At 59.4% G+C, this 22,364-nt stretch carries 21 protein-coding genes, 4 tRNA genes and 1 pseudogene; 13 read left to right on the plus strand and 13 right to left on the minus strand.

The window, feature by feature from the left end:
- Positions 1–68 precede the first annotated feature (68 nt).
- From ACYYKW_RS00170 to ACYYKW_RS00180, 3 genes are all read left to right on the plus strand, one after another.
- A complete protein-coding gene (locus ACYYKW_RS00170; RefSeq protein WP_093098248.1) occupies positions 69–1,085 on the plus strand; it encodes a class I SAM-dependent rRNA methyltransferase in 1,017 nt (338 codons plus the stop codon).
- 221 nt (positions 1,086–1,306) lie between these two features.
- Positions 1,307–4,258 (plus strand): DUF748 domain-containing protein, encoded by a 2,952-nt coding sequence (locus ACYYKW_RS00175; RefSeq protein WP_464989159.1) that lies wholly within the window; start codon positions 1,307–1,309, stop codon positions 4,256–4,258.
- Positions 4,258–4,554 (plus strand): DUF2845 domain-containing protein, encoded by a 297-nt coding sequence (locus ACYYKW_RS00180; RefSeq protein WP_093098244.1) that lies wholly within the window; start codon positions 4,258–4,260, stop codon positions 4,552–4,554. The genes ACYYKW_RS00175 and ACYYKW_RS00180 overlap by 1 nt, the downstream gene beginning before the upstream one ends.
- Positions 4,555–4,821: 267 nt before the next feature.
- Here the strand turns inward: ACYYKW_RS00180 and ACYYKW_RS00185 are convergent, their stop codons facing one another.
- Both ACYYKW_RS00185 and ACYYKW_RS00190 read right to left on the minus strand, forming a co-directional pair.
- Positions 4,822–5,175: a BON domain-containing protein gene (locus ACYYKW_RS00185; protein WP_203419527.1), complete on the minus strand. Its 354-nt coding sequence runs from the start codon at positions 5,173–5,175 to the stop codon at positions 4,822–4,824.
- 297 nt (positions 5,176–5,472) lie between these two features.
- Positions 5,473–5,895: a pilin gene (locus ACYYKW_RS00190; protein WP_090286368.1), complete on the minus strand. Its 423-nt coding sequence runs from the start codon at positions 5,893–5,895 to the stop codon at positions 5,473–5,475.
- A gap of 225 nt (positions 5,896–6,120) precedes the next feature.
- Between ACYYKW_RS00190 and pilB the strand changes: the two genes are divergently transcribed.
- From pilB to yacG, 5 genes are read left to right on the plus strand one after another with little or no spacing between them, the layout of a single operon-like run.
- Positions 6,121–7,821, plus strand: a complete 1,701-nt coding sequence (pilB, locus tag ACYYKW_RS00195; protein WP_464989160.1) for a type IV-A pilus assembly ATPase PilB — start codon at positions 6,121–6,123, stop codon at positions 7,819–7,821.
- 2 nt (positions 7,822–7,823) lie between these two features.
- The gene (locus ACYYKW_RS00200) at positions 7,824–9,041 is read left to right on the plus strand and encodes a type II secretion system F family protein (protein ID WP_093098238.1); all 1,218 of its coding nucleotides are present in this window, start codon (positions 7,824–7,826) and stop codon (positions 9,039–9,041) included.
- Between the two features lies 1 nt (position 9,042).
- The gene (locus ACYYKW_RS00205; RefSeq protein WP_464989161.1) at positions 9,043–9,915 is read left to right on the plus strand and encodes a prepilin peptidase; all 873 of its coding nucleotides are present in this window, start codon (positions 9,043–9,045) and stop codon (positions 9,913–9,915) included.
- Positions 9,912–10,535, plus strand: a complete 624-nt coding sequence (gene coaE, locus ACYYKW_RS00210) for a dephospho-CoA kinase (protein ID WP_093098234.1) — start codon at positions 9,912–9,914, stop codon at positions 10,533–10,535. Before ACYYKW_RS00205 ends, coaE begins: the two co-directional genes overlap by 4 nt.
- Positions 10,532–10,732, plus strand: a complete 201-nt coding sequence (gene yacG / locus ACYYKW_RS00215) for a DNA gyrase inhibitor YacG (RefSeq protein WP_093098232.1) — start codon at positions 10,532–10,534, stop codon at positions 10,730–10,732. Before coaE ends, yacG begins: the two co-directional genes overlap by 4 nt.
- Positions 10,733–10,738: 6 nt before the next feature.
- Here yacG and ACYYKW_RS00220 read toward each other — a convergent pair whose 3' ends face one another.
- Together ACYYKW_RS00220 and ACYYKW_RS00225 are read right to left on the minus strand one after the other, a co-directional pair.
- Positions 10,739–10,954, minus strand: coding sequence for a hypothetical protein (locus ACYYKW_RS00220; protein ID WP_093098230.1), 216 nt, complete (start codon positions 10,952–10,954; stop codon positions 10,739–10,741).
- 65 nt (positions 10,955–11,019) lie between these two features.
- Entirely contained in the window at positions 11,020–11,709 is a 690-nt protein-coding gene (locus ACYYKW_RS00225; protein WP_464989162.1) for an energy-coupling factor ABC transporter permease, read from the minus strand.
- 117 nt (positions 11,710–11,826) lie between these two features.
- Here ACYYKW_RS00225 and ACYYKW_RS00230 point away from each other — a divergent pair, with 117 nt between their 5' ends.
- The 5 genes from ACYYKW_RS00230 (at position 11,827) to ACYYKW_RS00250 (ending at position 15,357) form a co-directional block, all read left to right on the plus strand.
- Positions 11,827–12,453, plus strand: a complete 627-nt coding sequence (locus ACYYKW_RS00230) for a DUF1780 domain-containing protein (protein ID WP_007909887.1) — start codon at positions 11,827–11,829, stop codon at positions 12,451–12,453.
- Positions 12,450–12,977: an MOSC domain-containing protein gene (locus ACYYKW_RS00235; protein ID WP_464989163.1), complete on the plus strand. Its 528-nt coding sequence runs from the start codon at positions 12,450–12,452 to the stop codon at positions 12,975–12,977. The genes ACYYKW_RS00230 and ACYYKW_RS00235 overlap by 4 nt, the downstream gene beginning before the upstream one ends.
- A gap of 51 nt (positions 12,978–13,028) precedes the next feature.
- Positions 13,029–13,202 carry a DUF3094 family protein gene (locus tag ACYYKW_RS00240; protein ID WP_127651957.1) on the plus strand — a complete coding sequence of 58 codons (174 nt, stop codon included), beginning with the start codon at positions 13,029–13,031 and terminating at the stop codon, positions 13,200–13,202.
- 66 nt (positions 13,203–13,268) lie between these two features.
- On the plus strand, positions 13,269–14,567 hold the full coding sequence (locus ACYYKW_RS00245; protein ID WP_208939723.1) for an NAD(P)/FAD-dependent oxidoreductase: 1,299 nt from the start codon (positions 13,269–13,271) through the stop codon (positions 14,565–14,567).
- Between the two features lie 382 nt (positions 14,568–14,949).
- The gene (locus ACYYKW_RS00250) at positions 14,950–15,357 is read left to right on the plus strand and encodes an HvfA family oxazolone/thioamide-modified RiPP metallophore (RefSeq protein WP_464989164.1); all 408 of its coding nucleotides are present in this window, start codon (positions 14,950–14,952) and stop codon (positions 15,355–15,357) included.
- A 60-nt stretch (positions 15,358–15,417) separates the two neighbouring features.
- Here the strand turns inward: ACYYKW_RS00250 and ACYYKW_RS00255 are convergent, their stop codons facing one another.
- From ACYYKW_RS00255 to rluD, 9 genes and pseudogenes are all read right to left on the minus strand, one after another.
- Complete coding sequence (locus ACYYKW_RS00255; RefSeq protein ID WP_464989243.1) at positions 15,418–16,281, minus strand: methyl-accepting chemotaxis protein; 864 nt, start codon at positions 16,279–16,281, stop codon at positions 15,418–15,420.
- Positions 16,273–17,043: pseudogene (locus ACYYKW_RS00260) on the minus strand (MCP four helix bundle domain-containing protein); the annotation flags it as partial. The gene ACYYKW_RS00255 and the pseudogene ACYYKW_RS00260, both read right to left, overlap by 9 nt.
- A gap of 163 nt (positions 17,044–17,206) precedes the next feature.
- Positions 17,207–17,283 (minus strand) — tRNA-Pro (locus tag ACYYKW_RS00265).
- A gap of 97 nt (positions 17,284–17,380) precedes the next feature.
- Positions 17,381–17,456: transfer RNA gene (locus ACYYKW_RS00270), tRNA-Lys, on the minus strand.
- Between the two features lie 5 nt (positions 17,457–17,461).
- Positions 17,462–17,538, minus strand: a tRNA-Pro gene (locus ACYYKW_RS00275).
- A gap of 9 nt (positions 17,539–17,547) precedes the next feature.
- Positions 17,548–17,623 (minus strand) — tRNA-Asn (locus ACYYKW_RS00280).
- Between the two features lie 297 nt (positions 17,624–17,920).
- Positions 17,921–20,485 (minus strand): ATP-dependent chaperone ClpB, encoded by a 2,565-nt coding sequence (gene clpB / locus ACYYKW_RS00285; RefSeq protein ID WP_336356140.1) that lies wholly within the window; start codon positions 20,483–20,485, stop codon positions 17,921–17,923.
- 131 nt (positions 20,486–20,616) lie between these two features.
- Positions 20,617–21,339 carry a peptidoglycan editing factor PgeF gene (pgeF, locus tag ACYYKW_RS00290; RefSeq protein ID WP_464989165.1) on the minus strand — a complete coding sequence of 241 codons (723 nt, stop codon included), beginning with the start codon at positions 21,337–21,339 and terminating at the stop codon, positions 20,617–20,619.
- Entirely contained in the window at positions 21,336–22,298 is a 963-nt protein-coding gene (gene rluD / locus ACYYKW_RS00295; RefSeq protein ID WP_090286397.1) for a 23S rRNA pseudouridine(1911/1915/1917) synthase RluD, read from the minus strand. The genes pgeF and rluD overlap by 4 nt, the downstream gene beginning before the upstream one ends.
- Positions 22,299–22,364 lie beyond the last annotated feature (66 nt).

Here is a 22,364-nt window from a genome sequence, read left to right on the forward strand (position 1 = left end):
GCAGCTTGCAGCTCGCCGCTTGAAGCTCCCAACTGATAGACTCCGCGTTTTTTCAGCAAGGCGCCCGCATGTCTTCCTTGAATCAGGCGCTGCGCGCCGCCCTCGATCAACGCCAGGACCTGCTCGCTGAGCTGCACAGCCAGGGCACCGATTGCTATCGCTTGTTCCACGGCAGCCAGGAAGGCGCCGGCGGCCTGACCATCGATCGCTACGGCCCGCAACTGCTGGTGCAGAGTTTCCACCAGACGCTGGAGCGCGACGACCTGCTGCAACTGCACGCCATGGTCAACCAGACGCTGGGCTTTGAATCCCTGCTGGTCTACAACGACCGTTCACGGGGCAACTCACGCATCGATCGTGAAGACCACGTCTATAAAGCTGACGAGGCAGCGCTGACGGATCTGGTCGGTCACGAATGGGGTCTCAACTACCGCGTACGCGGGCGCCACGCCGGGCAGGATCCGCTGCTGTTTCTCGATCTGCGCAACACCCGCGGCTGGGTCAAGGAGCACGCCAAAGGCAAATCCGTGCTTAATCTGTTCGCCTACACCTGCGGCGTGGGGCTGAGCGCTGCAGCTGGCGGCGCGAATGAGGTGTGCAACCTGGATTTCGCTGAAGGCAATCTGGCGGTCGGTCGCGAAAACGGCCTGCTCAACCCGCAGTTGCCTGAAATGCAATTCATCCAGTCCGATTATTTCCCGGCGATTCGCCAACTCGCCGGCCTGCCGATCAGCCAGCGGCGCGGCCAGAAACTGCCGAGCTATCAGCGCCTTGAACAACGTCAATACGATCTGGTGCTGCTCGACCCACCGGCCTGGGCGAAAAGCGCATTCGGCACCGTCGACCTGCTGCGCGACTATCAAAGCCTGCTCAAGCCTGCACTGCTGACCACCGCCGACAATGGCGTGCTGATCTGCTGCAACAATCTGGCGAAGGTCAGCATGGACGATTGGCGCGAACAGGTCTTGCGCTGCGCCGAGAAGTCCGGGAGGCCGGTGCGCGAATGGAGCGTGATGACCCCTGGCGCCGATTTCCCCTCGATGGATCAGCAACCGCCGTTGAAGACGCTGATTCTGCAGCTCTGACGCCTTCCTCTAGACACGCCCCCCTCCCTGTAGGAGTGAGCCTGCTCGCGATAGCGGTCTGTCAATACCAGTATTACTGACTGACACACCGCTATCGCGAGCAGGCTCACTCTTACAGTAGGGATTTTTTCCTACAGAAGAATCTGAACAATCCTGCCCCACATCAAGCGCTTCGGAACCAGATTCGCGTGCCATACTCCAAGGCACTCCGATTCAGACAGATGAAGCCGCACATGCCCAAAGGATTGATTCGCGCGATTGGCGCCTTGCTAACCGCTCTGGCGCTCTACAGCCTGCTGGGGTTTCTGATTTTGCCGGGCATTGCGCTGCGGATAGCCAATCAGCAACTCGCCAATTACGCGACCGTACCTGCGCATATCCAGCGTATCGAGCTCAACCCGTTCAGCCTTGAAGTCACACTGTGGGGGCTGGTCATCGGCGAGCCGGGCAAGGAGCAGGTCGGCTTTGAACGTCTGTACGCCGACCTGCAGATCGACAGCCTGTGGACTAAAGCCCTGCATCTGGCGAGCATCGAACTGGACAAGCCAAAGACCGAAATCCTCTTCGCCAAGGACGGCAAGCTCAACCTGCTCGGCCTGTTCAATGTGCCGGCCAGCGAACCGACGCCCGCCGACCCCGACGCCAAGCCGTTCCCGCTGCGTATCGACAACATCAAACTGGCCAGCGGCGTGGTGCACTTTCAGGATGTGCGCCCGAGCGAGCCGATCGAATTTCTTTACGACGACCTCAGTTTCGAGCTGAAAAACCTCAGCACCCTGCCCGAAGACAGTGCCGACATGACCCTGGTCGCCATCGGCCCTGCCGGCGGGCGAATCGACTGGAGCGGTAATTTCAGCCTGATTCCGTTCACGTCCGAAGGCACCCTGAAAGTCACCGACGGCCAGATGAAAGCCTTCTGGCCCTATGTGCGCGATGCGGTGCCGCTGGTTCTCGAAAACGGCGTGGTCAGCCTCAGCACCGACTACAAACTCAACCTGTCGAAACAAACCGAACTGCTGCTAAGCAACGTCGCGGTGAGCATCGCGCCGTTCGCCATCAAGGCTCCGGACGGCCGCCCGCTGGCCAAGCTTGAACGTCTCGATGTCAGCGAAACCAGCGTCGACCTCGCCAAACAGCAAGTCGTGGTCGGCAAGATCCGCAGCCAGAAGCTGGAAACCTGGGCCGCCCTCGAAGCCGACAAGCAACTGGACTGGCAGAAACTGTTCGCCAGCCAACCGTCGAAACCGGCGGCCAAAGCCGCAGCAGAACCGGCCAGTACTCCGGCCGCGGCCGATTCTCCGAAGCCTGAACCGGCCGCGCCGAGCAAACCATGGCAAGTGCTGCTTAAAGATGTGCAGTTGCGCAACTACACCGTGCACCTCGCCGATCGCTCGGCGCAACCGCCGGTGACGCTGGACCTGACCCCGCTGAACGTCGATCTGCAGGATTTCGACAGTCTCAATGGTTCGCCCTTCAAGCTCAAGCTCGACAGCGGCGTAGGTAAGCAAGGCAAAATTTTCGCCGACGGCACGCTCAACCTCGCCCCGGTCAACGCGCAACTCAACGTCAAGACCCAGGACATCGACCTGCGTGTCGCCCAGTCGTACATCAATCCGTTCATTCGCCTGGAACTGCGCAGCGGCATGCTCGGCAGCGATCTGAAGGTCAACCTCAAGAGTACCGAACCGCTGGCTCTCAACGTGACCGGGCGCGCGCAGATCGATCAGTTGCACACCCTGGACACCCTGAAAACCCGCGACTTCCTCAAGTGGCAGCAAGTGGTGGTCGAAGGCCTGAATTACCAGCACGGTGACAGCTTGTCGATCGACAAGGTCAACCTGTTCCAGCCCTATGCGCGGTTCATGATCAACGATGACCGCAGTACCAACATCGACGATCTGCTGATTCCGCAACCGGCCAACAACGGCGCAAAAAGCACCGGCGCGAAACCGGCAAGCAATGAAAAACCCTTGGGTATTCACATCGGCGGCATCGCGATCAACGATGGCTCGGCCAACTTCGCCGACTTCAGCCTGACGCCGAACTTCGCCACCGCCGTGCAGCAACTCAACGGTCAGATCGGCACCATCGACAGTCGGCAGGCGAAACCTGCCAGCGTCGATATCAAAGGCAAGGTCGACCGTTATGCACCGGTCACCATCAAAGGCGCAGTCAACCCGTTCGACCCGATGGCCAGCCTCGACATCGCCACTAGTTTCAAACGCGTCGAGCTGACCACGCTGACGCCCTACTCCGGCAAGTTCGCCGGCTATCGAATCCGCAAGGGCCGGCTCAATCTTGATCTGCACTATCTGATTACCAAGGGACAACTCAAAGCCGAGAACAAAGTGGTGGTCGAACAATTGCAGCTCGGTGAGAAGGTCGACAGCCCGGATGCCGTGAGCTTGCCGTTGAAACTTGCGATTGCCCTGCTCAAGGACGTCGACGGCAAGATCTCCATCGAACTGCCGGTGACCGGTGACTTGAACAACCCGCAGTTCAGTGTCATGCCGATTGTCTGGCAGACCCTGCGCAACCTGATCGTCAAAGCCGCCGCAGCGCCGTTCAAGATGATCGGCGGGCTGGTCAGTGGCGGCGGCTCCGAAGACCTGGGCACCGTGTCCTTCGCGCCGGGCTCCAGCGATCTGAGCAAGGATGCTGAAGCCGCGCTGGTGAAACTGTCCCAGGCGCTCAAGGAACGTCCGGCCTTGCGCCTGGAGATCGAAGGCACCGCCGCGAAAAGCAGCGATGGTCCGCTACTCGCCGAGCAGCGTCTGGAACGTGAATATCAATACAACTACTACAAGATGCTCCAGCGCCGAGGCGATAAAGTCCCCGCGCAGGCCTCGCTCCTGCAAGTACCCGACGGCGAAAAAGGCCCGCTGCTGGAGGGCATTTACCGCACCCGTTTGAAAACCCAGCCACCGGCCGAATGGAAGGATCTGGGCAAGGAAGAACGCACCGAGAAAATGCGCGAAGGCGTGATCAAGTTCTGGAGCGGCAGCGATGTGTTGCTGCGTCAGCTGGGACAGGACCGCGCCAGCACCATCAAGGATTACCTGGTCGACAAGGGCAAGCTTGAGGATGACCGCGTGTATTTCATCGACGCCAGTCTCGGCGAGGCCGAAAGCGATGGCCGGGTGGTGACGCAAATGCACCTGGATGCAGAGTGATGAATTGCAAATGGCTGGCCGCCGCCGCGCTGGTATTCGCCGCCAGCCATGCCGCGGCGTCCGATACGCTGCGTTGCGGCAGCCAGTTGATCAGTCTTGGCGACCGCACCAGCGAAGTCCTGCAGAAGTGCGGCGAGCCGGTCAGCCGTGACGTGCTCGGCTACAAGCGCAGCGCCAACCGCCGCGAGGAGTTTCAGGTCGAGGAATGGACCTACGGCCCCAGCAACGGCATGTATCAATACCTGCGCTTCGAGGGCAACCGCTTGCGGCAGATCAACAGCAAGCGCGGCCCCTGATCCAACACCATCCCCCTGTAGGAGTGAGCCTGCTCGCGATAACGGATTGTCGGTCAACGCTTGAACAACTGACAGAACGCTATCGCGAGCAGGCTCACTCCTACCTTTGATTGGGTCGCCCCTGAAATAGAACAGGCCCCGACACAAGTGCCGGGGCCTGTAATGGTCACCTCCGTGTGACCGTTCGCATGAACTCTAAAGGTGCGGCAGACGTATGGCTCGGCCCGTCTGTCGCGTCTTCTCCCGGTCCAGGCGAGAAGCCTTGCCTTACTCGGCTTTCAGGCCGTCAGCGGAGACCGCTTTAACGCCTTTGATTTTTTTGGCGATCGATACGGCTACGTCTTTTTGCGATTCTGTCACTGGGGTGGTCGACGACAGGGATACCACACCTTTGTTGGTTTCTACTTTGATGTCGGTGCCTGGAATGCCTTTTTCGGTAACCAGATCAGCTTTGACCTTGGTGGTGATCCAGGTATCGGAAGTGTCCTGCTTCATCTCGGTAACTTCACCGGCAGCCAGAACCATTGGCGACTGGGTAGCCTGAGTGGTCTGGGCGAAAGCGCCGCCAGCCATGGTCAGGGTCAGAGCGGTAGCAGCGGCAGTGATAGCGAACTTCTTCATACGAGTAACTCCTGTTTTTCTGGAAAGTCTGCTGGGATATGTCTTCAGCAGGGTTACCAAGGTAGTTGCGAACGCTGTGCCAACTTTTTTGATTCGATAAAACCCTTATAAAACAATGCTTTAACGAAATGACCACTTTTCATTTTCATGCAATTTGCATGACTCGGGCGTATTTCGCATGCAAGTTGCGGTTTTTTGGAAAGTTCATAAGCCGCTGAAATTATTGAAGCTTTTTTCAAGCGCAGCGCCATGAAAAATGCCCCGCAGAGGCGGGGCATCGGGTCCTGCGGCAGCAACCTATGTACCGCTGGCAGTGCAGCCTTTAGGTGAGTAATCAGGTGAAACGTTGGTTGTGCATGCCCAGCCAGTCGTAGCCGTACGAGTCAGCGTAATTGTTTTCCCCAACACCGGTGCCGGAGCGTTGGCAATCGTGCAAACGATGGTACCCGCACCATCTGCAGCGGTCCCCGAAGCAGACAAAGCACAGTTGGAAGTGGTGGTCACCGCATCGCCCTTCACAATTGCCAGTGTCGGGTTCGTCCCTTGGTTGATCGTATCTTCAAACGGTATTTTCAGTGCGCTGATTTCCGCCAACCCCGCCGTCACCTTCGACCGCGCCTGATACTTCGAATATTGCGGCAAGGCGATGGTCGCCAAAATCCCGATGATCGCCACCACGATCAGCAGCTCGATCAGGGTAAAACCTTGTTGTTTTTTCATAGACACGCTCCATGCATGAGGGGAAATCTCATGATCTGAAAGAGATCCAGCATAGGCCATGCCACTGCCTCGGAGCCCTGTCTGCCGGGCGCGAACTGCGCACTGCGCCGTTTCCTACAACCTGCAACCGCACTATCTGACACTTTTTGTCACCTGCACCGGCCGTGTTTGGCGCTGTCACTTGACTAGGCTATAAGTCATGAACGGTAAGCACGCGGAATCCCCATGAATGACATCGCTCTAAGCGGTCTGGCCAAGCAACTGGTGCAGGCTGAACTGCTGACGGAACAAAGTGCCCAGCAAGCCTGGCAGCAGGCGCAGCGCAATCGCGTGTCGCTGGTGAACTACCTGGTGCACAACAAACTGGTAAAGAGCCGGCAGATCGCCGAGATTGCCTCGGAACACTTTGGCATGGCCCTGCTCGACCTCAGTTGCCTCGATAAGGAAACCCAGCCCAAGGGCTTGGTCAGCGAAAAACTGATACGCCAGCACTGCGCTCTACCATTGTGGCGACGCGGCAACAAACTGTTCGTCGGCCTCTCCGACCCGAGCAACCAGCAAGCAATCAGCGATATTCAGTTCAGTACAGGCCTGAGTACCGAAGCGATTCTGGTCGAGGATGACAAGCTCAGCGATGCCATCGACAAGTTCTTCGACAGTCATGCCACCGGCCTGGAAGAAATGGCCGACGTCGACCTCGATGGCCTTGACGTCGAATCCGTCAGCGACAGCAAACAGGACGCCATCGGCGGGCTCGACGCCGACGATGCGCCGGTGGTGCGCTTTGTCCACAAGATGCTGCTCGATGCGATCAAAAGCGGCTCTTCCGACCTGCACTTCGAACCTTATGAGAAGAACTATCGGGTGCGGGTGCGCACCGACGGCATGCTGCGCGAAGTGGCCAAACCGCCGATTCAACTGGCCGGGCGCATTGCCGCGCGCCTGAAGGTCATGGCCAGCCTTGATATTTCAGAGCGGCGCAAACCGCAGGACGGGCGGATCAAGATGCGCCTGTCGAAAAGCAAGTCGATCGACTTTCGGGTCAATACCCTGCCGACGCTGTGGGGTGAAAAAGTGGTGATCCGGATTCTCGACCCGTCCAGCGCGCAGATGGGTATCGATGCGCTCGGTTATGAGCCGGAACAGAAAGAGTTGTACATGGCCGCGCTGAAACAGCCGCAAGGCATGATTCTGGTCACCGGCCCCACCGGTTCGGGGAAAACCGTGTCGTTGTACACCGGGCTGAATATCCTCAACACCGTCGACATCAACATCTCCACCGCCGAAGACCCGGTAGAGATCAACATGGAAGGCATCAATCAGGTCAATGTCAATCCGCGCCAGGGGCTGGATTTCGCCCAAGCCCTGCGTTCGTTTCTGCGTCAGGACCCGGACGTGATCATGGTCGGCGAGATCCGTGACCTGGAAACTGCCGAGATCGCCATCAAAGCCGCGCAGACCGGCCACCTCGTGCTCTCGACCCTGCACACCAACAGCGCCGCGGAAACCCTCACCCGTCTGCACAACATGGGCATTCCCGGTTTCAATATTGCTACCTCGGTCAGTCTGATCATCGCTCAGCGCCTGGCACGCAAGCTGTGCAATCACTGCAAGAAACCGATTGAAGTGCCACGTGAAACCCTGATCAAGGAAGGCTTCCCCGAGGAACGCATCGGCAGTTTCACGATCTACGAGCCGGTCGGTTGCGATCATTGCAACAGCGGTTACAAGGGACGCGTGGGGATTTATGAAGTGGTGAAGAACACGCCTGAGCTGCAACGCCTGATCATGGCCGAAGGCAACTCGCTGGAAATCGATATGCAGATGCGCCGCGACGGCTTCGACGATCTGCGCACTGCAGGTCTGCACAAGGCCATGCAAGGCACTACCAGCCTGGAAGAAATCAACCGGGTCACCAAGGATTGAACATGGCGGTCAAGGCAGCAAAAACCAGCACGTACGCCTGGGAAGGTACGGACCGCAAAGGCAGCAAAGTCACCGGGGAATTGAGCGGGCAGAATGCGGCGCTGATCAAGGCACAGTTGCGCAAGCAGGGGATCACTCCGGGCAAGGTGCGCAAGAAATCAGCATCGTTGCTGAGTTTCGGCAAACGCATCAAGGCCCAGGACATCGCCCTGTTCACTCGGCAAATGGCAACGATGATGAAGGCCGGCGTGCCGCTGTTGCAGTCGTTCGACATCATCGGCGAAGGCTTCGAAAACCCGGCGATGCGCAAAGTCATCGACGAGGTCAAACAAGAGGTCGCCGCCGGTAACAGCTTTGCCGCAGCGCTACGCAAGAAGCCGCAGTACTTCGACGAGCTGTATTGCAACCTCGTCGATGCCGGCGAACAGTCCGGGGCACTCGACACCCTGCTCGAACGGGTCGCCACCTATAAAGAAAAAAGCGAAGCACTCAAGGCCAAGATCAAGAAAGCCATGACGTACCCGAGCGCCGTCCTCCTGGTGGCGGCCGTGGTGACCGGCATTCTGCTGGTAAAAGTGGTGCCGCAGTTTCAGTCAGTGTTTTCCGGGTTTGGCGCCGAGTTGCCAGGGTTTACCTTGATGGTGATCAGCCTGTCTGAATTCATGCAGCAATGGTGGTGGGCGATTCTCGGCGCACTGATCGCGGCATTTTTCGGCACCCGCCATGCACTGAAAAAGTCTCAAGCGTTGCGCGATCGCCGCGACGCCTGGCTGCTGAAATTGCCATTGGTCGGCACGCTGATGTACAAGTCTGCCGTGGCGCGATTTGCCCGCACCTTGTCGACCACCTTCGCTGCCGGCGTGCCGCTGGTGGAAGCCCTCGACTCGGTAGCGGGCGCTGCGGGCAATGTCGTGTTCAAACGTGCCATCCTGCGGATCCGCCAGGACGTCTCCACCGGTATGCAGCTGAATTTTTCCATGCGCAGCACCGGGGTCTTCCCGACCATGGCCGTGCAGATGACCGCGATTGGTGAAGAGTCCGGGGCGCTGGACGATATGCTCGACAAGGTCGCCGGCTTTTACGAAGAGGAAGTGGATAACATGGTCGACAACCTCACCAGCCTGATGGAGCCGTTCATCATGGTCGTGCTCGGGGTCGTCGTCGGCGGTCTGGTGGTGGCCATGTACCTGCCGATCTTCCAGCTCGGCTCAGCAGTCTGATATGCCCCTCGACGAATTGTTCGGCCTCTATCCGCTGGCCTTTGTCGGCGCCGCGCTGCTGCTCGGGCTGGTGGTTGGCAGCTTTCTCAATGTGCTGGTCTGGCGCCTGCCGAAAATGCTCGAACGCGACTGGCGCCAGCAGGCACACGACGTGCTCGGCCTGCCGATCGAGACGCCACAACCCACTTACAACCTGATGCTGCCGCACTCGCAATGCCCGCACTGCGCACACCGGATTCGCGCTTGGGAAAACATCCCCGTGCTGAGTTATCTGTGCCTGCGTGGTCGTTGCTCGGCATGCGCTGCACCGATCAGCAAGCGTTACCCGCTGACCGAATTGACCTGCGGTGTGCTGTCGGCCTTCATCGCCTGGCATTTCGGTTTCGGTTGGCAGGCGGGGCTGCTGATGTTCCTCACCTGGGGCTTGCTGGCGATGAGTCTGATCGACACCGAACATCAACTGCTGCCCGATGCGCTAGTGCTGCCGTTGTTGTGGCTGGGGCTGATCGTCAACAGCTTCGGGCTGTTCGTGCCGTTGCACGATGCATTGTGGGGGGCGGTGGCCGGTTATCTGGCGCTGTGGTCGGTGTTCTGGCTGTTCAAGCTTTTGACCGGCAAGGACGGCATCGGCCACGGGGATTTCAAGCTCTTGGCGCTGTTGGGCGCGTGGGGCGGCTGGCAGATTCTACCGCTGACAATTCTGCTGGCATCGCTGGTCGGCGCCATGATCGGCGTGATTCTGTTGCGCCTGCGCGAGCAGAAAACCTCGACGCCGATTCCTTTCGGTCCCTATCTGGCCATTGCCGGCTGGATTGCCTTGCTCTGGGGTGGTCAAATAACCGACTTCTATTGGCAGTTTGTCGGTTTGAAATGAATACCCCTGTGGAAACACCCTGGATTCTCGGCCTCACCGGCGGCATCGGCAGCGGCAAAAGCGCGGCGGCGCAGCACTTCATCGACCTCGGCGTGCATGTCGTCGATGCCGACCATGCGGCGCGCTGGGTGGTCGAACCCGGGCGCCCGGCGCTGGCGCAGATTGCCGATCATTTCGGCGCCGAGGTGTTGCAAAGCGACGGCACGCTGAACCGTGCAGCCCTGCGCAAGCTGATCTTCGAAGTGCCGGAGCAACGGCGCTGGCTGGAAGCGCTGCTGCACCCGTTGATCGCCGAGGAAATCGCTCATCACCTGGCGCTGGCAAAATCGCCTTATGCGATTCTGGTTTCGCCGCTGTTGATCGAGTCCGGGCAATACAGCATGACCCAGCGGATCCTGGTGATCGACGCCCCGCAATCACTGCAGATCGAACGCACCTTGCAACGTGACCAGACCAGCGCCGAGCAGGTTCAGGCGATCCTCAAGGCGCAATTGAGCCGCGAAGACCGCGTGAGCCGTGCCGACGACGTGGTGGTCAATGACCGCGACCTCGCCTGGCTGCACAGCGAGATCGAGCGTCTGCATCACTTTTACCTGACTTTATCCGGAGGCCAAGCATGAGCCAGACCCCAACCGTTGAATGCCCGACCTGTGGCGCCCCCGTGGAATTTATCCCGGCCAACAAGTTTCGCCCGTTCTGTTCAGACCGCTGCAAGCTGATCGACCTTGGCGCCTGGGCCTCGGAAGAACACAAGATTCCGGTCGCTCCGGATGCCGAAGACGAGCTGTTTTCCGGCGATTTCGATCCGCGTCACTGAGCCCGATCAGGGCCGCATGAAGCCGTAGTCCTGCTGGTCGTCGAGGTTTTCCGCGAGAAAACGCAACTCGTCGGCCAGGTCTTCGGCGTTGCGCACCGCCTTGCTCTGCTGCACCACTGCACTGAGCAAGGCGCGCAAGCTCAACCCCGGATCAAACCCGACCTCCTGCGCCATCTCCAGACTCTGCCGGGTTTCCTGCCTCGCCCATTCGTACACACTCATGCCGCTGCTCCTGAAGGGATTTGCGTGAGCATGAAATTTTCCGCCGATGGCGGATTTGATGTGGATCAAGGCTTGCGATCGTCGTCATTCCACGGCGCCGAGAGGTAGCGCGTACGGTTGAAGGTTTCCAGCCATTCCGGACTGAACACCACCAGCGCACTGACGATCATCCCGTTGATGAAGGCCTCGGGGAAAATGATCAGCCACACGTAACCAATGAAATCTTCCAGCCACTCTGGCATGGCGAACAGACCGTCGAACCACAGCAGCGTCAGGCCGAAGATCAGACACAGCAGCGCCGACAATGCCGCAGCAAAAAAACCGGAACAGAAGATGTACACGAACGGATTGCGCGGCTGCGCACGCTCGACAAGGATGGCCACGCACTCGGTGACCAGCACCGGCAGCAAAATGAACAAGGCACCGTTGACCCCCAATGCCGCAAGGTCCTGCCGCCCGAGCAGCATCAAGCCGATCTGCGCCACCAGCCCGCCAATGATCGCCAGCGGCCAGTCCAGCAACAGGGTCACCGCAGTCATGCCGAGAAAGTGATAGGACACGCCGGTATCGAAGTCCCGGCGCATCAGCCATAGAAGAAACAAGGCGAACACCGTTGCGCACAGCAAATGCTGACGCCGGTTATCACTGAACAGCTCGACCCACGGCGCGCGCATGATCGCCCACAGCAACACTGGCAGATAGATCAGCCAGCCGAGCGTCAGACTCGCCGAGGACAGCAGTTCGGCACCGATCATGATTCCCTCACCTTCTCCATGGACATACCGCCTCGTCGCAGTCTACACCGCCACCGGATGCGCACCAGCCGATGCAAAGCTATCTGCTTGTCGCATTTGAGCGCTAAGCTTGGGCTTATGGATGACTCAGATTACTTACGCCTGCTCACCATCGCGGCCGAGCAAGCCAACGCCTTTCTGTCCAATGCCCGCAAATGGGAGCGTGAGCGTTGGGTTTGCCAACGCCTGCTGCAAGGTCTCAACATCCCCTACCGCGCCGACGAATTCGCGCCGGCCGGTGAGCCGCCGGATGTGCTGTTTCGGGATGCCAACTTCGAAGTATTTTTTGTGCTCGATGAAGGTCGTCGGCTCAACGATGAATGGCGCGATGAACTGCAGCGGCGCCGCAGTGCATTTTCCCTCAGCCAACTGGTGCGCCGTGAAGCCAAGCCCAAGCGGATTCCGGCCAACGAATTTCTCCTGCGGCTGGCCCCGACCCTGCGCAAGAAGGCCCACAACTACAAGGAACGCGGCATGGATCTGGGCGAACTGGACATCATTGCTTTCGCCAGCCTCAAACGCGAAGTGCTGGACCTGAACAGTCACTTTCCACCGCCGACCGAATATTTGCGTCAGGGCTGGCGCTCGCTGTCGCTGGTCGGCCCGACGTTCGCCCGCGTGTTGTTCGCACACCCGGATGCACCGGATTTTCTGCGCAGCAACCTGGGGCGCAGCATTGTGTTTGATGTCGGGATCAGCCTGTGACGCCACTCCAACAATTGATTGCCGATGTGCCGCAAACCGGACGAGTTCGCTGGATCGGCGTGCGTCCCGAATCACGCGGGCCGATGCTTGAGCTCGATGCCGTGGAGGCACGTCTGGAGGCTGGCTTGACAGGCGACCACGCCCGCCCCGGTGTGCGTAACGCGCGCCAGGTGACACTGATTCAGTGGGAACATCTGGCGGTGATCAACGCTTTGATGGGCCGCTCTGACGATGATCCGATCAAGCCTGAAGACCTGCGGCGCAATCTGGTCATCAGCGGTATCAATCTGTTTAGTCTGAAGGGTCGGCGTTTTCGCATCGGTCAGGCAATATTCGAAACCACCGGCTGGTGTCAGCCCTGTGCACGTCTGCAGAACAACCTCGGCCCGGGCACCTTTCAAGCGGTGCGCGGACATGGCGGAATTACCGCACGGGTGCTACAAAGCGGGATCATTCGCCTCGACGACCGGGTCAGCGTCGAACCGGTGCCGGACAGCGGCTATGCTGCGTTCAATCCCGGATAAAAACTGCTGTAGCGTGTGCCCATTCAGCAACGTCTACCTGACGAGGCCAATATGACCAGCCGCCTGAAACCCGAAGACCAAAAGCATGTCGAAGAGTACCTGCAACTGTCCCAACACCGAGTCGAGCGCCGGCCTTTCCGGCCGTGGATGCTCCTGGTGCTGGTGCTGGCAGTGACCATTGGTCTCGGCCTGTTGAGCCGACTTATCAGTTACCTGACGCTTTGAGCTGCTTGGCGCTCGCAGAGGTAACGATGACAAAGAATTCCTTTAAAAACCTTGCGAGTTATCCCTATGTCCCATCGTATTGTCATTGTCGGCGGCGGCGCCGGCGGTCTGGAGTTGGCTACCCGTCTGGGTAAGACTCTGGGCAAGCGCGGTACCGCCAGCGTGATGCTGGTCGACGCCAACCTCACCCACATCTGGAAACCACTGCTGCACGAAGTGGCCGCCGGGTCGCTGAACTCTTCCGAAGATGAACTCAACTATGTCGCTCAGGCGAAATGGAACCACTTCGAGTTCCAGCTCGGGCGCATGAGCGGCCTTGATCGCGCGCAGAAGAAAATCCAGCTGGCGGCCACCTACGACGAAAACGGCATCGAGCTGGTTCCGGCGCGTGAAGTTGCGTACGACTCACTGGTGATCAGCGTCGGCAGCACCACTAACGATTTCGGCACTCAGGGCGCGGCGCAGCACTGCCTGTTCCTCGACACCCGCAAGCAGGCCGAGCGCTTTCACCAACAACTGCTCAACCACTATCTGCGCGCCCACGCCGGGCAGACCGATGTGGTCGAGCAGATCAGCGTGGCCATCGTCGGTGCCGGCGCTACCGGCGTCGAACTGGCGGCCGAGCTGCACAATGCTGCGCATGAACTGGCGGCTTACGGACTGGACCGGATCAAACCGGAAAACATGCACATCACCTTGATCGAGGCCGGCCCACGGGTGCTGCCCGCGCTACCGGAACGCATCAGCGGCCCGGTGCACAAAACCCTGGAAAAGCTCGGGGTCAATGTGCTGACCAATGCTTCGGTCAGCGAAGTGACTGCCGACAGCCTGATCACTGCCGACGGCAACCAGATCAAGGCCAGCCTGAAAGTCTGGGCGGCCGGTATTCGCGCACCGGGTTTCCTCAAGGACATCGATGGTCTGGAAACCAACCGCATCAATCAGCTGCAAGTATTGCCGACCCTGCAAACCACCCGCGACGAAAACATCTTCGCTTTCGGCGATTGTGCCGCCTGCCCGCAACCGGGCAGCGATCGCAACGTGCCGCCACGGGCCCAAGCGGCACACCAACAGGCCTCGCTGCTGGCCAAGTCGCTGAAGCTGCGCATCGAAGGCAAGACCCTGCCGGAGTACAAATACACCGACTACGGCTCACTGATCTCGCTGTCGCGTTTTTCGGCTGTGGGTAACCTGATGGGCAACCTGACGGGCAGCGTGATGCTCGAAGGCTGGCTGGCGCGGATGTTTTACGTGTCGCTGTACCGCATGCACCAGATGGCGCTGTACGGGCCGTTTCGCACGGCGATGCTGATGCTCGGCAGCAAGATCGGCCGCGGTACCGAGCCGCGTCTGAAGCTGCATTGATCAAGGCCTGGGAAGGCAAATCCTGACCCAGTACACCTCTGCTTTGGGAGCCAGCCTGCTGGCTCCCACACTTTTTTGTGCCTGGCTCGGAGTCGGGGCTACACGCCGACCATTGTAGGAGTGAGCCTGCTCGCGATAGCGGTGAATCAGCCAAGTCGATTTGACTGACGCACCGCTATCGCGAGCAGGCTCACTCCTACATTTGCCCTGCATTTCTGTCTCGTAATGTATCCCCCTAGGCATATCTCACTTTCTCTTACAAACCCCGCGCGCCACGACACAGTCGCGATACACCGCCGCCGCTTAATGGCCACACCCGAGCGCACCTGCTCAGGGCTTCGTCCTTAACGTGTGGCTGCGCTGTGCAGCCAGGAGAATGTCAATGTCGCGTACTTCGACCCTCGGTAAAAAATCCATTGGCCTGTTCGGCGCCGCGCTCGCCGGTGGGCTGATGTTGTCCGGTTCGGTATTTGCCGCCCAGCCATTGGCGCAGGGCTACATGGTCGCCTCGGCGGAAACCTCGGTGAAGGCGCCGGAAGGCAAATGCGGTGAAGGTAAATGCGGTGATGCTTCGATGGCCAAGACCGACAGCGACGGTGACGGCAAGGTGTCCCGTGCGGAGTTCATCAAGGTCGCGCCGAAGTCCGACTTCGACAAGATCGACACCAACCACGACGGCTTCATCGACGAGCAAGAGGCCTACAACAACGTGAAGGCCAACTTCGAAGCCAATGGCAAGAAGATGCCCAAAAGCCTGTTCGAGCATCTGAAGGATCAAGACGGCGCCTGATTCAGCAGGCAATCAAGCCGCGCTTTTTAAAGAAAAGCGCGGCTTTTTCATATCTGGCACTTACAACTGAAAGCGCCGCACCATGCCTTGCAGGGCGTTGGCCAGTTTCGACAATTCGTGGCTGGAGGCGCTGGTCTGGTCGGCACCTGCCGCGGAGCGTACCGACAAATCACGAATGTTGACCAGATTGCGATCCACTTCCCGCGCCACCTGCGCCTGTTCCTCGGCAGCGCTGGCGATGACCAGATTACGCTCGTGAATCTCGTGCACTGACGCGGTGATCGTCTGCAACGCTTCACCGGCGCGCGCCGCCATGCTCAGCGTGGTATTTGCACGCGCCGCACTGGCCTGCATCGACTCCAGCGCCAGACTCGAGCCGTTGCGCATGCCCTGCACCATCTGCTCGATTTCCTGGGTCGATTGCTGGGTGCGATGGGCCAGCGCGCGCACCTCATCGGCGACCACGGCAAAACCGCGCCCGCTTTCGCCCGCCCGCGCCGCTTCAATCGCCGCGTTAAGCGCCAACAGGTTGGTCTGCTCGGCAATCGCGCGAATCACGTCGAGCACCTTGCCGATGTCCTGGGACTGATTGGCCAACGATTGCACCAACTCGCCGGTGTGCTGCACATCAGCGGCCAGGGCACTGATGGCGCTGGCAGTCTCGCTGACCCGCTCCTGCCCCAGTTGCGCCGAATCGCTGGATTGGCGAGTGGCGTCACTGGTCGAAACGGCGTTGCGCGCGACCTCCTCCACTGCAGTGGTCATTTCGTTGACCGCGGTGGCCGCCTGTTCGATTTCATTGTTCTGCTGTTGCAGGCCCTGGGAGCTGTCGAGCGTCACTGCGTTGAGTTCGTCGGCAGCGGAGGCCAGTTGCGTGGCCGAGCCGCTGATGCCCTGCAAGGTCTCGCGCAGGTTCTGCTGCATGGTCGCCAGTGCCTTGAGCAAACGGCTGACTTCGTCATTGCCCTGAGTCTCGATAGGACGGGTCAGATCGCCCTGAGCCACGCTTTCAGCGGCGCTGACTGCACTGCTCAGCGGTCGCACGATGCTGCGTGTCAGCAGCATGGCAAGCGCCACGGTCGCAAGCGCCGCCAGTGCGATGAACACGCTGACGATGGTGCGCGACGTGGCGTAATGGGCGGCTGACTTCTGGCTTTCCAGCGCGACCTGTTTGGCGAACAGATCCGCCAGATCATTGAGTTGTTTACCGGAGCCGTCTACTACGGTTTTCATGTCGACGAGCAGCAGTTTGGTCAATTCGTCACGCTTGCCCTGCTCGGCCAGGGTGAACGATTGGGCAATCCCGGTGCGGTACGCGGCAAAGGTCTGCTTGAACTGGTCATAGAGCTGCTGGCCCTCTGGCGTGGTGACCAGATTGTCGTAGGCGGTGATTTTCTCGCTGAGCTCTTTATCGCGGGTGTCCATCTGGCCGCGGTAAGTCGGGATGTTCTTCGGATCTTCGTCCAGCGCCATGCGCAAGGAGATGGTACGGATACGCAGCATCAGCTCGCGGATCTCATCGCCGCCGCGAATGCTGGGCAGCCACTGAGTCTCCACGGCGACTTCACTGTCGCGAATGCTCGACATCTGCCCGAGGGCGAATACGCCCAGCAAGGCCACCAATACCGCGATCAGGGCAAAGCCCAAGGCAGCCCGCGGAGCAATATTCAACTGACGAAGCAACATGACGAACGCCCTTATTCTTGTATTGGCCAGATGCGAGGGGCGAAGCCATGGCAGTCCCCTCGTGTTAGCGGGCTATCGGCCGGTTGTATGACGACTTGAAGGGATTTGCCTTTTCAGCAGCCAAAAAAAATCCCCGTATCTTTCGATACGAGGATTTTCAATATGGTCGGGGTAAGGGGATTCGAACTCCTGACATCCTGCTCCCAAAGCAGGCGCGCTACCGGACTGCGCTATACCCCGGTAAAAAAAAGGCGACCTTTCAAAGATCGCCTTCTTCGATCAGCGCTTTTGGCCTCTGATCTTAAGATTCGATCCCAGCGCTAACTGGTTTCAAAAATGGTGGGTCGTGTGGGATTCGAACCTACGACCAATTGGTTAAAAGCCAACTGCTCTACCAACTGAGCTAACGACCCAAAAATGGTCGGGGTAAGGGGATTCGAACTCCTGACATCCTGCTCCCAAAGCAGGCGCGCTACCGGACTGCGCTATACCCCGGTTTGAAATTGGCTCCGTGACCAGGACTCGAACCTGGGACCCAATGATTAACAGTCATTTGCTCTACCGACTGAGCTATCACGGAACTACATATTTCAATTACAACGGTGAAACCTGAAGCTTCTCGACACCGTTTTCGCATCGCTGCGTTCGTGTGTCTGAGGCGCGCTATTCTACAACCTAGAACACCTCTGTCAACCCCCTAAATTGCTTTCAAGTTAATGATTTGCAACTTATTTCAGTTTTCAACCCAGTGAGTTGAAACGCTGCCGGTGACTGACTGCGGGGCGCACTTTACAAGCCTTTTCCTTTGAGTTCAACAGCCTAACGAAAAAAAAGGCCCCACAATGTGGGGCCTCGGTTTTTTCCTTGCCGCATGGCATCAGTTGAAAACGATTTCCTCGCTCTCGACGGTGCCGGTTGCGGTGTCGCCTGGCATGAAGTGACCGGAAAGGATCAACTGTGCCAGCGGGTTTTCGATCCAGCGCTGAATCGCACGCTTCAATGGCCGTGCGCCATAGACCGGGTCGTAACCGACGGCAATCAGCTTGTCCATCGCCTCCGGGCTCAATTCCAGCTTCAACTCGCGCTCGGCCAGACGGCTGCGCAGACGGCCCAGCTGGATCTCGGTAATGCCCGCGATCTGATCACGCGCCAGCGGCTCGAAGATCACCACTTCGTCGACACGGTTGATGAACTCCGGACGGAAGTGCGACGTCAGCGCGTCCATCACTGCTGCACGCTGCGCTTCACGATCACCGACGAGTTCCTGGATCTGCATCGAGCCAAGGTTCGAGGTCATCACGATCACCGTGTTGCGGAAATCCACCGTACGGCCATGGCTGTCGGTCAGGCGCCCATCCTCGAGCACTTGCAGCAGGATGTTGAATACATCCGGGTGCGCCTTCTCGACTTCGTCCATCAGGATCACCGAGTAAGGCTTGCGCCGCACTGCTTCGGTCAGATAACCGCCCTCTTCATAGCCAACGTAGCCAGGTGGCGCGCCGATCAGACGAGCCACGGAATGTTTCTCCATGAACTCGGACATGTCGATACGCACCATCGCCTCTTCAGTGTCGAAGAGGAATTCGGCCAGCGCCTTGCACAGCTCGGTTTTACCGACACCGGTCGGGCCGAGGAACATGAACGAACCGCTCGGACGATTCGGGTCAGACAGCCCGGCGCGCGAACGGCGTACCGCGTTGGCCACGGCCACGACTGCTTCTTCCTGACCGATCACGCGTTTGTGCAACAGGCTTTCCATCTTCATCAGCTTGTCGCGCTCGCCTTCGAGCATTTTCGACACCGGGATGCCGGTCCATTTCGACACGACTTCGGCGATCTCTTCTTCAGTGACCTTGCTGCGCAGCAACTGGTTTTCGCTCTTGCCGTGCTGGTCGACCATTTGCAGGCTGCGCTCCAGATCCGGGATCACACCGTATTGCAACTCGGCCATGCGGTTCAGATCGCCTTTGCGCCGGGCCGCTTCCAGTTCCTGACGCGATTGCTCGATCTTCTGCTGGATCTGTGCAGAACCCTGCACTTCGGCTTTTTCCGAGTTCCAGATTTCTTCCAGATCGGAATACTCACGCTCGTGGCGCTCGATTTCTTCCTGGAGTTTTTCCAGGCGTTTCTTCGCTGCGTCGTCGCTTTCTTTCTTCAGCGCCTGGGATTCGACTTTCAGCTGAATCAGGCGCCGCTCCAGACGATCGAGCACTTCCGGCTTGGAGTCGATTTCCATGCGGATGCGGCTGGCGGCCTCGTCGATCAGGTCGATGGCCTTGTCCGGCAGTTGCCGATCAGTAATGTAGCGATGGCTGAGCTTGGCCGCGGCGATAATCGCGCCATCGGTGATCGCGACTTTATGGTGGACCTCGTAACGCTCTTTGAGGCCGCGCAGAATCGCGATGGTGTCTTCTTCGCTCGGTTCATCCACCAGCACTTTCTGGAAACGCCGCTCGAGCGCCGCGTCCTTCTCTATATATTGGCGGTACTCGTTGAGCGTGGTCGCACCGACGCAATGCAGCTCGCCACGGGCCAGCGCAGGCTTGAGCATGTTGCCGGCATCCATCGAGCCTTCGCCTTTACCGGCGCCGACCATGGTGTGCAGTTCGTCGATGAACAGAATGATCTGCCCTTCCTGTTTCGACAGCTCATTGAGCAGGCCTTTGAGGCGCTCTTCGAACTCACCGCGGTACTTGGCACCGGCAATCAGCGCGCCCATGTCCAGCGACAGCAGACGCTTGCCCTTGAGGCCGTCCGGCACTTCGCCGTTGATGATGCGCTGGGCCAGGCCTTCGGCGATGGCAGTTTTACCCACGCCTGGCTCACCGATCAGCACCGGGTTGTTCTTGGTGCGACGTTGCAGGACCTGAATGGTACGGCGGATTTCGTCGTCACGGCCGATCACCGGATCGAGCTTGCCGTCTTCGGCACGCTTGGTCAGGTCGACGGTGTATTTATCCAGCGCCTGCCGCGACTCCTCGTGATTGGCGTCATTGACTGCTTCGCCGCCACGCAGGTTGTTGATTGCGTTTTCCAGAGCTTTCTTGCTCACGCCCTGACCGAGCAGCAACTTGCCGAGCTTGCTGTTCTCGTCCATCGCGGCGAGCAGCACCAGTTCGCTGGAAATGAACTGATCGCCCTTCTGCTGGGCCAGGCGGTCGGCCTGATTGAGCAGGCGCGCCAGATCCTGCGACATGTTCACATCGCCAGTCGGGTTCTGGATTTTCGGTAATTGGTCGAGCTCTTTGGTCAGCTCTTTACGCAAGCTGTTGACGTCAAAGCCTACCTGCATCAGCAGCGGCTTGATCGAACCGCCCTGCTGTTCAAGCATGGCCTGCATCAAGTGCGCCGGCTCGATGGCCGGATGATCGTGGCCGACTGCCAACGACTGGGCGTCGGACAAGGCCAACTGTAATTTGCTGGTCAAACGGTCTATACGCATGGGTCACCTTCCTTTTGAGCAGGCCGGACCTAAGAAACCATCCTGAATAAAGAAGCCTGCCAGATACCGCTATAGATGCGGTCGATTCTGCAAGATTCAAGCGTCAGAGAGTTGATACAGGTCAGGCAAGTCTAGCGGGTGAGCCAGATCAAGGAAGCGAACCGACCGGTGCGTGACGCACGGCGATAGGAGAAGAAGCGCGGATCGGTCACGGTGCAGAAACCGCCGCCATAAACAGCGGTAACACCGCGTTCAGCCAGACGCAGGCGCGCCAGCTGATAGATGTCGGCCATGAACTTGCCGGGATTGTGGCTCGGCATGAAGGCTGTCGCCGCTTCCGGCAATTGATTGATGAAGACTTCGCGCACTTCCGCGCCGACTTCAAAGGCTTGCGGGCCTATGGCTGGGCCGAGCCAGACGAGAACATCTTCAGGTGCAACATTGAGGCTGTCGAGGGTGGCTTCAAGCACCCCTGCCGCCAAGCCACGCCAGCCGGCATGGGCCGCCGCTACGCGAGTGCCGGCACGGTTGCAGAACAGGGCCGGCAGGCAATCGGCCGTCATCGCCGCGCAGGCAATACCCGGCGTTGCGGTCCAACTGGCATCGGCAGTCGCAACGATAGAGGGATCAGCATGCGCAACGGTAATCCCGTGCACCTGCTGCAACCAGGCAGGCTGTATGGAGAAGTGCTCAGTCAGACGCCGACGATTCTCGGCAACGGCCTCAGGACGGTCATCAACATGATCGCCCAGATTGAGGCTGTCGAACGGCGCCTCGCTGACACCACCCTCGCGGGTGGTGACGCAGGCTTTGACGCTGGCCGGCGCAGGCCAGTCCGGCGTCAGCCAGTTCATCCGACGAAGGCCTCGCGATCCTGCTTGAGCAGGGTCAGCAGCCAGACGAAATCTTCCGGCAGCGGTGATTCCCAGCTCATCCGCTCACCGCTCGTCGGGTGATCGAGTTCGAGGAAACGCGCGTGCAGGGCCTGACGCGGGAAGTGCTTGAGCGATTCGACCATGGTCGGGTTCGCTGCAGGCGGAATGCGGAAACGCCCGCCGTACGCCGGGTCGCCGACCAACGGGAAGTTGATGTGCGCCATGTGCACGCGGATCTGGTGCGTACGACCGGTTTCCAGCTTCACTCGCACGTGGGTGTGCGACCGGAAACGCTCCAGCACGCGGTAGTGGCTGACGGCAGGCTTGCCGCCCTCCATCACCGCCATGCGCTGGCGCTGCTGGCCGTGGCGACCGATCGGGGCGTTGATCTTGCCACCGGCAGTCACGACACCGATCACGATGCACTCATAGATGCGACTGACGCTGCGGCTCTGCAACTGCGTGACCAGTTTGGTCTGCGCCTGAATGGTCTTGGCCACCACCATCAGACCGGTGGTGTCCTTGTCCAGACGATGGACGATGCCGGCCCGTGGGACATTGATGATGTCCGGCACATGGTGCAACAAGGCATTGAGCAGGGTGCCATCGGCGTGACCGGCAGCCGGGTGCACCACCAGGCCCGCAGGCTTGTTGATCACCAGAATGTCGTCATCTTCATAGACGATGTCGAGCTCGATGTCCTGGGCGATCCACTCGCCCTGGGCTTCCTGCTCGGCCGTCAGTTCGAGGACGGCACCGCCATGCACGATGTCGCGCGGGCGGATCACCGCCCCGTCCACAGTCAGGCGACCTTCTTTGATCCAGGCGGAAAGGCGCGAGCGCGAGTGCTCAGCGAAGAGTTGGGCGGCGACTTGATCGAGGCGTTGGCCGCCCAATTCGGACGGCACCTCTGCGCGAAGTTCTATTTTATCGGACATGCTCGGACTGGGCGTCGGCACAGCCTTTGGTTTCGGCTGCGCGCTTGTGGTTAAATACGGCGTCTT

This window comes from Pseudomonas sp. 15C (assembly GCF_055484735.1).